Below are 13,405 nucleotides of genomic sequence, written 5' to 3' on the forward strand. Positions count from 1 at the left end.
ACACAAAGGAAGACAACGATGGCACTCCCGATTCTCGACCCCAACGCCCCCGACTTCACGCGCCGCTATGTGAACCTGGCGGATCCGCGTCTGGGCGCGCAGGCGCTCGAAACCAGCGACGATTTTTTCGCGCCGAAAGAACGCATGCTGAATCCCGAGCCGGCCGTTTTCATTCCAGGCAAGTACGACGATCACGGCAAGTGGATGGACGGCTGGGAGACGCGTCGCAAGCGTGTCAGCGGCTACGACTGGTGCATCGTGAAGCTCGCGCGCCCGGGCGTGATCAAGGGTCTCGACATCGACACGAGCCACTTCACCGGTAACTTCCCGCCGGCGGCTTCGGTTGAAGCGGCGCGCGTAGTGGACGGCGCGCCGAACCCGTCGACGCAATGGACCGAAATCGTTCCTTCGATGACGCTGCAGGGCAACAGCCATCACTACGTCGACGTCACCGATGCAAGCGCGTTCACGCATCTGCGCATCAACATCTATCCGGACGGTGGCATTGCGCGTCTGCGCGTGTACGGTCAGCCGCAGGTCGACTGGGCGGGCGCGAGCCGCACTGAACAGTTCGATCTGGCCGCGATGGAAAACGGCGCCTATCTCGTGGCGGCGAACAACCAGCACTTCGGCGCTGCATCGACGATCCTGATGCCGGGCCGTGGCGTGAACATGGGTGACGGCTGGGAAACACGCCGTCGCCGCGAGCCGGGTAACGACTGGGCGATCGTGGCGCTGGCGCAGCCGGGCGTCATCAGGAAGATCGAAGTCGACACGGCCCACTTCAAGGGCAACTTCCCGGACCGCTGCTCGATCCAGGCTGCATACGTGACGGGCGGCACGGACAGCTCGCTCGTTACGCAGGCGATGTTCTGGCCGGTGCTGCTCGGCGAACAGAAACTGCAGATGGACAAGCAGCATTACTTCGAAAGCGAGGTTGCGGCGCTCGGGCCGGTCACGCACGTGCGCTTTAACATCATTCCGGACGGCGGTGTGTCGCGTCTGCGCCTGTGGGGTACGCTCGAATCATGAAAACGCTCGCCATCGAACCGTTGACGCGCGAAGCGTTCGCCCCGTTCGGCGACGTGATCGAACTCGAAGGCGCGAAGCAGATTCCGATCAATCTCGGCACGACGATCCGCTTTCACGATCTTGCGAAAGTCGACGTAGAGGACGAGGGCGGCCGCACGCTCGTCAACCTGTTTCGCGGACAGCCGCGCGTGCTGCCGTTCGAGGTGAAAATGCTCGAGCGGCATCCGCTCGGAAGCCAGGCGTTTATTCCGCTGAACGACAAGCCGTATCTGGTGGTCGTGGCGCCGGCTGGCGAGCTGGATGCTTCGGAGGTTCGCGCGTTCGTCACGAGCGGCTGGCAGGGCGTGAACTACGCGAAAGGCGTCTGGCACCATCCGCTGATTGCGCTCGGCGAGGTCAGCGATTTTGTCGTTGTCGATCGTGGCGGCGACGGGCTGAATCTCAACGAGCAGGATCTGGCCGAATCGCTCTGGCTCACTGAGGATGCATTGAGCGCGGTGTCGGCCTGACTGCGTAGATGGCTCGATGCGAAAACCCACGGCAAGTCCGTGGGTTTTTTGTTTGTCAGGGGCCGCCGGGTTTAAATTCCGCCGCGTTTTCCAGGCAGCGGCCAGCGCCACGCTTCTTCGCGCACTGGCATCGCGAGGCTGATGAAGTCGGTTGTCGCGACGTCGCGCTCGTACTTGAGCACATAGTCGTCGCGCTCGCGAAAGAGCGACGCGACTTTTCGGCCTTGCACATGAACATCGAGCCTCATTGCGCCGGCCCGGTCGATGCGCTGCCCGGCGAGGATGTCCTCAAGCGTGCGCCCGTGCCCGTGAGCGACAACTTTCAGGTCATAACCGGCGGCCTCCAGCAAACGGACAAGAACCGACACGCTCATGTCGCTTCTCGCCAGCGTTTCCATACGGGCGGCTGTCGTACGTGCAACACCCGCACGGCGCGTCGGTTCGTCCTCACATAAAAAAGCCCTTGCTTTTCCGCAAGGGCCCGATCTGATGCCGTACAACGCAGACGCCGCGAGCCCGAGGTCTCGCGGCGCCGATATACGCAAGCGCGTTACTTCACCGCACCATCCTGGAACCACGCGGCGATTTTCTGCCGCTCATCGTCGGTCATGTGCGTGACGTTGCCAAGCGGCATCGCTTTCAGCGTCACCGCCTGCTGGTAGATCCGCTGCGCGTTCCGTGAGATTTCGTCGGGCGTATCGAACAGCACGCCGGCCGGCGCGCTGCCCATCATCGTCGGGTGCGCGGAGTGGCAGGCGACGCACCGTTGCTGCAACACCGGCTGGATGTCGGCGATCTTGAGGACGGGCGCGTTCGCGGCCTGCGCCTGCGCGACCACGGGCTTCGGCATCGTCCAGGCCAGCGCGACGAACATCAGCGCAACGCCGACCAGCGGCAGATACCACAGCACCTGTCCGCGATGGCGCATCACGAAGAACTGGCGGATCAGCGCGCCCGCCAGCATGATCACGACGAGCACGGCCCAGTTGTACGGATGCGTGTACGTCATCGCGTAGTGGTTCGACAGCATCGCGAACACCACGGGCAACGTCACATACGTGTTGTGTACCGAGCGCTGCTTGCCGCGCTTGCCATAGATCGGGTTCGGCACTTCGCCCTTGAGCATCGCGTCGACCATCTTGCGCTGACCCGGGATGATCACGAAGAACACGTTAGCCGACATGATCGTCGCGAGCATCGCGCCCATGATCAGATACGCGGCGCGGCCGGCGAAGATGTGGCAGGCAAGCCATGCCGCGATCAGCACATAGATGCCGACGCAGATGCCGAGCACGCGGTCCCTGTTGCCCAGCAGACGGCACAGCGAGTCATAGACGATCCAGCCGGCCATCAGGAAACCGAGCGCCGAAAAGATCGCGACGACCGGGCCCATGTCGAGCACGTTTTTGTCGATCAGGTAGGTGTTCGGCGCGAACAGGTACAGCACGGTGAAAAGACCGAAGCCGGAGAGCCACGTCGTGTACGACGGCCACTTGGACCAGTGCAGGTCTTCCGGCATTTCCGGCGGCGCGACGGTGTACTTCTGCATGTTGTAGAAGCCGCCGCCATGCACATGCCACAGCTCGCCGAAGACACCGCGACGGCGCTGGTTCGGGTCGGTCGGTGGTTTCAGGCTGTTGTCGAGCGCAACGAAATAAAACGATTCGCCAATCCAGGCGATCGCAGCGATAACGTGAAACCAGCGAATCGCGAGATTCAGCCAGTCGGTGATAAAGCCTTCCATGAAACGCCTCCACTTCTCATTCGTTGGCGCGTAGCGCCTTGCTATTCGATTCGACGGCGTTTTGCAGGTGCGTCTCCTGGCATCTGCAAAACGCGGCGGTATTGCGGGTCGCTGCTATCCAGTCTGGTTGTTTCGTGACGCGGTGCGCGACCGTGCGGTTTTCACCGGGGCCCGGTTCAGATCCACCTGCATGCGTCGAGACAACCGCTGCCGCCCTAACTGCCGCGATACGTGCTCCATGACCATGGCGACACCAGCAGCGGCACATGCCAGTGCGCGCCCGCATCCGCGACGCCGAAACGCAGCACGACACGATCGACGAAGCGCGGTTCAGGTGCCTGCGTGCCAGCCGCGGCAAAGTAATCGCCGGCATGGAACACGAGTTCGTATTCGCCGGTGACGAGTGCGTCGCCTTCGAGCAGCGGCGCGTCGCAACGGCCGTCGTGATTGGTGGTGGTGGTTTTGATCGCGCGGCGCGTGTCGCCGGAGAGCGCGAAGAGTTCGACCTTGATGCCGGCGCCAGGACGGCCGTTCGCGGTGTCGAGCACGTGGGTAGTGAGCTTGCCCATTCGCAGTTTTCCTTGTGTAAATTGCGAGTTTCAGCGGCGACCCGATCCAGAATACGTTGCGGCGGATCGAGGCTCCACGTCAGTGGCTACATACCCGTCGGCGAATTGAAGCGAGCGCCGTGGGAGCCATTGTAAAAAGGATGTCGCGTCCGCGCGTGCCCGATAGGAAAGATAATACCTGGCGCATGTGCACACGCGTTTCACGCCCGCTGGATAAGGGTTTTCCCGCGAATGCCGAAGCCCGAACCGATTCTGCCGACGTCAAAAAAGGACCGACATATCAGGTTTGTGAATACAAGTATGGCGACTGGGTGAATTGCCAGCGCAATTTTGGCCGCTGAAGGTTACGGCTATGCGCAGCGTGCTGCGCGTCCCGAAGACGGCGCTGTACGCTGGGTAACCGGGCCAACGGCGTTCGAACGGACGCGGCGGCGCCGGAGCGTACACGCCGCATCGCGTTCGGACGGTATCAACCTCGCGGGAACCGGGAGACACGAATGACGATGCAAACGCAGATATCACAGACATCACAGACACAGAAGCGCGGCCGCACGATGCTGGTGAAGCACGCCGACGTGCTGGTCACCATGGATGCCACGCGGCGCGAAATACGCGACGGCGGCCTCTATATCGAAGACAACCGGATCGTCGCGGCGGGCCCGACCCACGAACTGCCGGAAACCGCCGACGAAGTGCTCGACATGCGCGGGCACCTCGTGATTCCGGGGCTCGTCAACACGCATCACCATATGTATCAAAGCCTGACGCGGGCCATTCCCGCCGCGCAGGATGCCGAGCTCTTCGGCTGGCTGACGAATCTGTACAAGGTGTGGGCGAACCTCACGCCGGAGATGATCGAGGTCTCGACGCTGACCGCGATGGCCGAACTGCTGCTCTCCGGCTGCACGACGTCGAGCGACCATCTGTACATCTATCCGAACGGCAGCCGGCTCGACGACAGCATCGCGGCCGCGCGGCGCATCGGCATGCGCTTTCACGCGAGCCGCGGCAGCATGAGCGTCGGGCAGAAGGACGGTGGATTGCCGCCGGATTCGGTCGTCGAAAAGGAAGCGGACATCCTGAAGGACACGCAGCGGCTGATCGAGACGTATCACGACGACGGCCGCTATGCGATGTTGCGGATGGTCGTCGCGCCGTGTTCGCCGTTTTCGGTGAGCCGCGACCTGATGCGTGAATCGGCGGCGCTCGCGCGGCAATATGGCGTGTCGCTGCACACGCATCTGGCGGAAAACGTCAACGACATCGCGTACAGCCGCGAGAAGTTCGGCATGACGCCAGCACAGTACGCGGAAGATCTTGGCTGGGTCGGGCACGATGTGTGGCACGCGCACTGCGTGCAGCTCGACGACGAAGGCATCGCGCTTTTCGCGCGGACCGGAACCGGCGTCGCGCATTGTCCGTGTTCGAACATGCGGCTTGCGTCCGGTATCGCGCCGGTGAAAAAGATGCGGCTCGCAGGCGTGCCGGTGGGTCTCGGTGTCGACGGCTCCGCGTCGAACGATGGCGCGCAGATGGTCGCCGAAGTGCGTCAGGCGCTGCTGCTTCAGCGCGTCGGGTTTGGTCCCGATGCGATGACCGCGCGCGAAGCGCTCGAAATCGCGACGCTCGGTGGCGCGAAGGTGCTCAATCGCGACGATATCGGCGCGCTGGCGCCCGGCATGGCGGCGGATTTCGTCGCGTTCGACCTGCATCAGCCGCTGTTCGCCGGCGCCTTGCACGACCCGGTTGCCGCGCTGGTGTTCTGCGCGCCGTCACAGGTGGCGTACAGCGTGATTGGCGGGAAGGTCGTGGTGAAGGACGGCGTTTTGACGACGGTCGAGCTGGGCACGGTGATCGAGCGGCACAACCGTCTGGCGAAAAATCTGTACGAAGCCGCGGCCTGAGCCGCGCGCAAGACGAAAAACGCAAGACGCAGGACATTCACACCGGCCACGCGCGCCGGTGTGAACATGAAGGCAAACGCTTAAGGCTTGTCGATCAGCGTGCGGGTCGCTTCGGCGACGAGGCTTCTGAGCCAGCGCACTTCATCGGAGTAATGGCAGCGCTCGTGCCACAGCTGGTAATACTGCATCGGCGGAAAATCGAGCGGCGCGGGCACGACGGTGAGCGGCAGGAACTTCGAGTAGTGATCGGCGAAAAGACGCGTCGTCGTGAAGATCAGATCGGACTTGACCAGCACATACGGCGCGAGGTTGAAGTAAGGCAGTGTCACGACGACGTGGCGTTTCAGCCGTTCACGCGCAAGGTGAACGTCGATCGCGCCGCGCTGGCCCACCGAATACGGCGTCGGCGCGAGATGCGGGGCATTCAGGTACTGGTCGAGCGTCAGTCCGCCGCGTTTGGCGAACGGATGCGCGCTGCTCATCAGGCACACGATCTGGTCGACGAACAGATTCGACAGATGCAGTTGCTCCGGCGGTTCCGGCCAGTTGCCGACGACGATATCGAGCTTGCCGTCCTCGAGCGCGAGTTCGTAGTCAAAGGACGGGCCGAGCGAATGAAACTCGAGCGTCGCGTTCGGCGCAGCCTGGCGGAAGCGTTCGACAACCGTCGGCACGAACAGCACGTTCAGGTAATCCGGGCAACCGATGCGATAGCAACGAATGGACGTGGCAGGATCGAAGTTGTGCTGCTGGAACTTGATTCGCTCGATTTCGCGCAGTGCGTTCTGCACGGGTTCGAGCAGACGCAGCCCATACTCGGTTGGCACCATGCCGGACTTGCCGCGCACCAGCAGCGGGTCGCCCGTGATGTCGCGCAGGCGGCGCAGCGCCGCGCTGATGGCGGGCTGTGACTGGTTGAGCTTGACCGCCGCGCGGGTCACGCTGCGTTCCATCAACAGTGTGTGCAAGACGCGTAGTAAGTAAGTATCGATCGCCTCGCGTTGCTGGCTCATGACTTCTCCGGGTTATATGTTCTGGCTGATCGAGTGGGCGCTGGGGTATATGCGTTTTAGTATGGACAGAAAAGGCCGTCAAGGGTGGCTTACCCGCAACACCTTGTTGCGACGCGGGTTTGCGGGAATTTTGATGGCTCGACGGGCTGTATCGAATTAGGTATTGTCACCCGGCTGCAACGCCGTCCAGCGCGCTTCGCACGGCGTCGGACGGCCACGTTGCAGATGGCAGTCACTGCGTACTACGGAATCACATGGTCGACATTTCCACCTCTGGCGGCGACGCCGCCGAACGGCCCGCGAGTACATCGACGGCCAGGGCCGCGCCGCGTCTCGCGCTGTCGGGCATCAGCAAACAATATCCGGCCGTGCGCGCCAACGACGACGTGACGCTTGTCGTCGAGCCCGGCGAAATCCACGCTGTCCTCGGCGAGAACGGCGCGGGCAAGAGCACGTTGATGAAGATCATCTACGGTTCGGTGCGCCCCGACGCGGGCGAAATCCGCTGGGAAGGGCAAAGCGTCGAGATCGCGAGCCCGGCCGCCGCGCGCAAGCTCGGCATCGGCATGGTGTTCCAGCACTTTTCCCTGTTCGAGACGCTGACTGTCGGCGAAAACATCGCGCTCGCGCTCGACGATCCGTTCGATCTCAAGACACTCTCCCGGCGCATCCGCGAGGTGTCGGCCGATTACGGCCTCGACATCGACCCGCAACGCCACGTACACAGCCTGACCGTGGGCGAGCGGCAACGCGTCGAGATCGTGCGTTGCCTGCTGCAGAACCCGCGTCTGCTCATCATGGACGAGCCGACCTCGGTGCTCACGCCGCAGGCCGTGCGCAAGCTCTTCGCGACGCTTAAGCGCCTCGCGTCCGAAGGTTGCAGCATTCTCTACATCAGCCACAAGCTCGACGAAATCCAGGAGCTCTGCGACACCGCGACGGTGATGCGCGGCGGTCGCGTGACGGGCCACGTGAAGCCGCGCGAGGAAACGCACGCGTCGCTCGCGCAGCTGATGGTCGGGCATTCGCTGCCGGACTACGAGCGCCGCACGCATACGCCGGGCAACGTGCTGCTCGACGTGAAGCATCTCTCGGTGGTGAGCGGGGATCCGTTCGGCACGTCGCTCGACGATGTGTCGTTCGCGGTTCACGCGGGCGAAGTGTTCGGCATTGCGGGCGTCTCTGGCAACGGCCAGGCGGAACTGCTGGCGGCGCTCTCGGGCGAGCAGCGCGGCAACCGCGCCGACGCGGTCACGATCTGCGGCAAGGCCGCGGGGAAACTCGGGGCGGGCGGCCGTCGCTCGCTCGGCTTTGCGTTCGTGCCGGAAGAGCGGCTCGGGCGGGGGGCGGTGCCGGCGATGTCGCTCTCCGACAACGCGCTCCTGACCGCGCACCGGCAGAAGATGGTGAGTTCCGGCTGGATCAGCACGAAGGCGATGCGCGCGTTCGCGGACCGCTGCATCGCATCGTTCGACGTACGCTGCGGCGGCCCCGACGCGCTCGCGCAGAGCCTGTCGGGAGGCAACCTGCAGAAGTACATCGTCGGGCGGGAAATTCTCCAGGCGCCGAAGGTGCTGGTGGTCGCGCAACCCACGTGGGGCGTCGACGTCGGCGCGGCCGCGTTCATCCGTCAGCAGCTGCTCGACCTGTCGGCGAGCGGCGTCGCGATACTGGTGATCTCCGAGGAGCTCGAGGAACTGTTCGACATCTGCGACCGCATCGCGGTGCTCGCGCGCGGCCGCCTGTCGCCGGTTCGCGCGACGGGCGATACCAACGCGGAGGAAATCGGCCGCTGGATGGCGGGCCTCTTCGGCGAGCGCAACGGCAGCGCCGACGGCGGCCCGTCGCCACCGGCCGGCGAGCCGGCACCCGCCTGAACGCAAGGCCGCCGTCCGAGACCGAACCCTGCGATCGAACACATAACAACACGCTAACCACGGCTACCCATGATTTTTCCGTACCGACTCGAAGCGCGCACGACGCCGTCTCGCACGATGCGGCTCGCCGTGCCGCTGATCGCCGCGCTGCTCACGCTCGCGATTGGCTTCCTCATTTTCAGTCTCGTCGGCCGTGATCCGCTGGAGGCGATGCACGCGTTCTTCATCGAACCGCTGTCGAGCGTCAACGGCTGGTCGGAGCTGCTGCTGAAAGCCTCGCCGCTATGCCTGATCGGCCTTGGGCTCGCGGTCGGCTATCGCGCGAACGTGTGGAACATCGGCGCCGAAGGGCAGATGATTCTAGGCGGCATCGGCGCGAGCGGTGTGGCGATCTACTTCGACCAGGCCTCCGGCTGGTGGATCCTGTTCCTGATGATGATCGCCGGCACGCTGGCCGGCATGGCATGGGCGGCCATCCCGGCGCTCCTGAAAAGCCGCTTCAACACCAACGAAATCCTGACGAGCCTGATGCTCACGTACGTCGCGACGCAGTTGCTGATCTGGCTCGTGAGCGGCCCGTGGCGCGATCCGCAGGGCATGAACTTTCCGCTCTCCGAGATGTTCAGCGGCGACGCGCTCTATCCGACGTTCGCCGGCGACTGGCACTGGAAATTCCTGCGCGGCACGCGTCTGAACGCATCGGTCATCGTCACGCTGATCGCGATTCCGCTGGTGTGGGTGTTCATGAAGAAGAGCTTCGCGGGCTACCGGATGAACGTCGGCGGTCTCGCGCCGCTCGCCGCGCGCTACGCCGGGTTCTCCGAAAAGAAGGCGATCTGGACGTCGCTTCTGATCAGCGGCGCGCTTGCCGGTCTCGCCGGGATGGGTGAGATCGCCGGCCCGATCGGCCAGTTGCAGGCGACGTGGTCGCCCGGCTACGGCTTCACCGCGATCATCGTCGTGTTCGTCGGGCGGCTGCATCCGGTCGGCATCGTGCTCGCGAGCCTGCTGATGGCGCTGCTGTACCTCGGCGGCGAGGCGGTGCAGACCTCGATGCAACTGCCGCAGGCGCTTTCCGGCGTGTTCCAGGGGCTGCTGCTGTTCTGCCTGCTGGGTGCCGACGTGTTTGTGAACTACCGCGTGCGCCGCCACACCGTGGCCTCGCAGACGCATTAAGACCCACTGATTTCCCGGCGAACCCCATGGACATTCAACAAGCCAGCGCGCTGACCTCGAGCGCCGTGACCGCCGCCATTCCGCTGATGTTCGCGGGCGCGGGCGAACTCGTCACCGAGAAGTCGGGCGTACTCAACCTGGGCGTCGAAGGCATGATGCTGATGGGCGCCGTCACCGGCTATGCCGTGACCGCCATCACCGGCAGCCCGTGGCTCGGCGTCGTGGCGGCCATCGGCGCCGGCCTCGCGATGGCGCTGCTGTTCGCGTTCCTCACGCTGACGATGCTCGCCAACCAGGTCGCCACCGGCCTCTCGCTGACGATCTTCGGCATCGGCCTGTCGGCGTATGTCGGCAAGCCGTACACGTCGGCCGCCGTGCGCGCGACGATCGACACGTGGACGATTCCCGGCCTGTCGAAGATTCCCGTCATCGGGCCCGCGTTTTTCAGCCTCACACCACTCGATTACCTCGCGTTCGCGATGTTCGCCGTGATCGGCTGGTTTCTGTATCGCACGCGCGCCGGGCTCGTGCTGCGCTCGGTCGGCGAATCGCCCGCGGTCGCGCACTCGGTCGGCTTTCCGGTGATCGGCGTGCGCTACGGCGCGACGCTCTTCGGCGGCGGCATGGCGGGGCTCGCGGGCGGTTATTACTCGATCGTCAACCTGCACCTGTGGCAGGAGCAGCTGACGTCGGGCCGCGGCTGGATCGCGCTTGCGCTCGTCGTGTTCGCGACGTGGCGTCCGGGGCGCCTGCTGATCGGCGCGCTGCTGTTTGGCGCGGTGACGGGCCTGCAGTTCTACGCGCAGGCGATCGGCGTGCCGGTGCCGACGCAGTTTCTCGCGATGACGCCTTATATCGCGACCGTCGTCGTGCTGGTGCTGATTTCGCGCAATCCGAACACGATCCGGCTGAACGCGCCGGCTTCGCTCGGCAAGCCGTTCTTCGCCGCGGGCTGACGGCGCGGCGCGCGCCCGCGCATCACAAAACCATTTGAGCATTCCGATCACACGACAGGAGAAACCACGATGAGAAGAAAACTACTCACTGCGCTCGCGCTGGCAGCCGCCACACTGGGCTTCGGCGCCACGCTGACCCAGCCCGCCCGCGCGGCCGATGCGCCGGGCGTCGCGTTTGTCTATCTCGGCAACCCGGGCGACGCCGGCTGGACGTTCGCGCACGATCAGGGTTCGAAGGAAGTCGAGGCGAAGTTCGGCAACCGGATCAAGATCACGCGCGTCGAAAACGTGCCGGAATCGGCCGACTCGGAACGCGTGTTCCGCGATCTGGCGAACAAGGGCAACAAGATCATCATCGGGTCGAGCTTCGGCTTCCAGGACTTCGAACTGAAGGTCGCCAGGGACTTCCCTGACACCGTGTTCCTGCACGCGACCGGCTACAAGAAGGCCGCGAACTTCGGCACGTACGACGTGCGGATGTACCAGGGCGCGTATCTGGCGGGCGTCGTCGCGGGCCACGTGACGAAGACGAACACGCTCGGCTTCGTGGCGTCGGTGCCGATTCCGGAAGTGGTGCGCAACATCAACGCGTACACACTCGGCGCGCGGTCGGTGAACCCGAAGATCCACACGAAGGTCATCTGGATCAACAGCTGGTTCGATCCGGGCAAGGAAAAGCAGGCGGCGGAAACGCTGATCGGGCAGGGCGCCGACGTGCTGCTGCAGAACACCGATTCGAGCGCGACGCTCGCGACCGCTTCGGAAAAGCACGTGCATGCGTTCGGCTGGGATTCGGACATGAAGAAGTTCGGTCCTGACGCACACCTCGGTTCGGTGGTCGCGCACTGGGGCGTGTATTACAACGCGGCGATCCAGCAGGTGCTGGACGGCAAGTGGAAGAACGATCCGGTGTGGTGGGGCATCCCGCAAAAGGCCGTCAACCTCGAGGACCTGAACACGGGCGCGATTCCGGCTGATGCACAGAAGGATGTCGAGGCGAAGCGCACCGAACTCGCCAGCGGCAAGTGGGATGTGTTCACCGGTCCGATCAGGGATCAGTCAGGCAGCGTGAAGGTGCCGGCCGGCAAGACGCTGTCCGATCCTGAACTGCAACGCCTCAACTGGTATGTCGAGGGCGTCGACGGCTCGCTGCCGAAATAACGCGGACAACAGCCCGCGACGTGCGCGGGCGGGTCACGTTCGACCAGGTGGCGATCTTGCGAGGATCGTCGCTTTCAGGGGCTGTGTCCGACCGGGCACGGCCCTTTTTTGCTGCGCCACCGCACGTTAGTCGTCGATACGCAGGCCGACCTTGAGCGTCACCTGCCAGTGGACGATCTTGTTGTCCTCGATCTGTCCGCGTGTCTCCGTGACCTGGAACCAGTGCAGGTTCCGCAGCGTCTTCGACGCTTTTTCGATGGCCGTGCGTACGGCGTCATCGCTCGATTTCGTCGACGATCCCGTCAGTTCGATCTGCTTGTAGACGTGGTCTTTCATGAGCCCTCCTTGGGTTGAAGAAAGTATAGGCAATGGCACGGTCATTGGCGGCCCGTATGCCCCGCGTTCAGGCGCGCATGGAGCGCATACGGCGCGGCGCCGCGCGTCCGGCAGCGACAGGCGGGCGGTATCATGGCCAGGACTTCAACACCCGTAAGGAAAACAACGTGGAAACCGGATTCTGTGGCCCCGGGCTGATGGGCGCGCCGATGATCAGGCATCTGCTGCGCGCAGGCCATGCCGTGCATGTCTGGAACCGCACGCGTGCGAAATCCGAGGCGTTGCAGGTCGATGGCGCAACCGTCGCCGATACGCCGCGTGAGCTCGCGGCATGCGCCGAAGCCGTCGTGCTGTGCGTCGCCGATGCCGCCGCCGTCGAAGCGGTCGTGTTCGGCGAGGAGGGCGTGCTGGGTCCGGATGTACACGCCGATGGCCAGCGTCGCGCAACAGGCAAGCTGCGCTGGATCGTCGATCATTCGAGCATTCCGCCGGACGCGACACGAAGCTTCGCGGCGCGCGCTGCGGCGGCCGGCGTGGGCTGGATCGACGCGCCGGTTTCGGGCGGCACGACGGGCGCCGTGGCCGGCACGCTGGCCGTGATGGCGGGCGGCGAGGCCGCCGACGTTGAAGCCGTCACGCCGCTGATCAGGGCGTACGCGTCGCGCGTCACGCACATGGGGGCGGCCGGCGCGGGGCAGACCACCAAGCTCTGCAACCAGGCGATCGTTACGTCGACCATCGCGGCCATCGCCGAGGCGGTCACGCTTGCCGAACGCAGCGGCATCGACGCCTCGCGCCTGACGGAGGCGCTCGCCGGCGGCTGGGCCGATTCCGTGCTGCTGCAGACGTTCGTGCCGCGCATGACGCAAACCGGGTTCGCGCCGCTCGGCGCCCTCAGGACCTTCCAGAAAGACGTCGAGACAGTTGCCGCCACGGCTGCCGAGACCGGCACGCCGATGCCGGTCTCGGGCACCGTCCAGCAACTGCTGCGGCTGGCGGTCGCCGCGGGTCTCGCGGACGCCGATTTCACGGCATTTATCGACGTATTGCAGCCCGAACGCCGCCAGGCATCGCGCGACAACACCGAAACAACGCGCGGAACAAAACGGGCCGGATCGTAAGAGCGCT

General features: G+C 64.6%; 12 protein-coding genes and 2 pseudogenes. 8 read left to right on the forward strand and 6 right to left on the reverse strand.

Going from position 1 to position 13,405, the window contains the following annotated elements; all coding sequences use genetic code 11:
* The first annotated feature begins 18 nt into the window (after positions 1 to 18).
* Together alc and BLV45_RS24450 are read left to right on the forward strand one after the other, a co-directional pair.
* The gene (gene alc / locus BLV45_RS24445; protein ID WP_090537481.1) at positions 19 to 1,032 is read left to right on the forward strand and encodes an allantoicase; all 1,014 of its coding nucleotides are present in this window, start codon (positions 19 to 21) and stop codon (positions 1,030 to 1,032) included.
* A complete protein-coding gene (locus tag BLV45_RS24450; protein ID WP_090537483.1) occupies positions 1,029 to 1,541 on the forward strand; it encodes an ureidoglycolate lyase in 513 nt (170 codons plus the stop codon). Before alc ends, BLV45_RS24450 begins: the two co-directional genes overlap by 4 nt.
* 98 nt (positions 1,542 to 1,639) lie before the next feature.
* Here the strand turns inward: BLV45_RS24450 and BLV45_RS27300 are convergent.
* The 4 genes and pseudogenes from BLV45_RS27300 to uraH all read right to left on the reverse strand — a co-directional run.
* Positions 1,640 to 1,789, reverse strand: a pseudogene (locus BLV45_RS27300) (HipA N-terminal domain-containing protein); the annotation flags it as partial.
* 18 nt (positions 1,790 to 1,807) lie between these two features.
* Positions 1,808 to 2,032, reverse strand: a pseudogene (locus tag BLV45_RS24455) (transcriptional regulator); the annotation flags it as partial.
* A gap of 59 nt (positions 2,033 to 2,091) precedes the next feature.
* Entirely contained in the window at positions 2,092 to 3,285 is a 1,194-nt protein-coding gene (locus BLV45_RS24460; RefSeq protein WP_090537485.1) for a urate hydroxylase PuuD, read from the reverse strand.
* Between the two features lie 215 nt (positions 3,286 to 3,500).
* Positions 3,501 to 3,854 carry a hydroxyisourate hydrolase gene (uraH, locus tag BLV45_RS24465; RefSeq protein WP_090537486.1) on the reverse strand — a complete coding sequence of 118 codons (354 nt, stop codon included), beginning with the start codon at positions 3,852 to 3,854 and terminating at the stop codon, positions 3,501 to 3,503.
* Between the two features lie 554 nt (positions 3,855 to 4,408).
* Between uraH and BLV45_RS24470 the strand changes: the two genes are divergently transcribed.
* Positions 4,409 to 5,758: an 8-oxoguanine deaminase gene (locus BLV45_RS24470; protein ID WP_407671056.1), complete on the forward strand. Its 1,350-nt coding sequence runs from the start codon at positions 4,409 to 4,411 to the stop codon at positions 5,756 to 5,758.
* Between the two features lie 80 nt (positions 5,759 to 5,838).
* Here the strand turns inward: BLV45_RS24470 and BLV45_RS24475 are convergent, their stop codons facing one another.
* Positions 5,839 to 6,771, reverse strand: coding sequence for a LysR substrate-binding domain-containing protein (locus BLV45_RS24475; RefSeq protein WP_090537491.1), 933 nt, complete (start codon positions 6,769 to 6,771; stop codon positions 5,839 to 5,841).
* Between the two features lie 254 nt (positions 6,772 to 7,025).
* Here BLV45_RS24475 and BLV45_RS24480 point away from each other — a divergent pair, with 254 nt between their 5' ends.
* The 4 genes from BLV45_RS24480 (at position 7,026) to BLV45_RS24495 (ending at position 11,941) form a co-directional block, all read left to right on the forward strand.
* Complete coding sequence (locus tag BLV45_RS24480) at positions 7,026 to 8,648, forward strand: ABC transporter ATP-binding protein (RefSeq protein WP_090537493.1); 1,623 nt, start codon at positions 7,026 to 7,028, stop codon at positions 8,646 to 8,648.
* Between the two features lie 69 nt (positions 8,649 to 8,717).
* Positions 8,718 to 9,824 (forward strand): ABC transporter permease, encoded by a 1,107-nt coding sequence (locus BLV45_RS24485; protein WP_090537495.1) that lies wholly within the window; start codon positions 8,718 to 8,720, stop codon positions 9,822 to 9,824.
* A 26-nt stretch (positions 9,825 to 9,850) separates the two neighbouring features.
* Positions 9,851 to 10,780: an ABC transporter permease gene (locus BLV45_RS24490; protein WP_090537497.1), complete on the forward strand. Its 930-nt coding sequence runs from the start codon at positions 9,851 to 9,853 to the stop codon at positions 10,778 to 10,780.
* A gap of 69 nt (positions 10,781 to 10,849) precedes the next feature.
* Positions 10,850 to 11,941, forward strand: a complete 1,092-nt coding sequence (locus tag BLV45_RS24495; protein ID WP_090537499.1) for a BMP family ABC transporter substrate-binding protein — start codon at positions 10,850 to 10,852, stop codon at positions 11,939 to 11,941.
* Between the two features lie 126 nt (positions 11,942 to 12,067).
* On the opposite strand, the gene BLV45_RS24500 is transcribed toward BLV45_RS24495, so the two are convergent.
* Entirely contained in the window at positions 12,068 to 12,277 is a 210-nt protein-coding gene (locus BLV45_RS24500) for a dodecin (protein ID WP_090537503.1), read from the reverse strand.
* A 167-nt stretch (positions 12,278 to 12,444) separates the two neighbouring features.
* Between BLV45_RS24500 and BLV45_RS24505 the strand changes: the two genes are divergently transcribed.
* Positions 12,445 to 13,398 carry an NAD(P)-dependent oxidoreductase gene (locus tag BLV45_RS24505; protein WP_245753523.1) on the forward strand — a complete coding sequence of 318 codons (954 nt, stop codon included), beginning with the start codon at positions 12,445 to 12,447 and terminating at the stop codon, positions 13,396 to 13,398.
* The last annotated feature ends 7 nt before the right edge of the window (positions 13,399 to 13,405 follow it).

It is taken from the genome of Paraburkholderia sartisoli, from assembly GCF_900107685.1.
In the GTDB taxonomy this organism is placed as follows: Bacteria; Pseudomonadota; Gammaproteobacteria; order Burkholderiales; family Burkholderiaceae; genus Paraburkholderia; species Paraburkholderia sartisoli.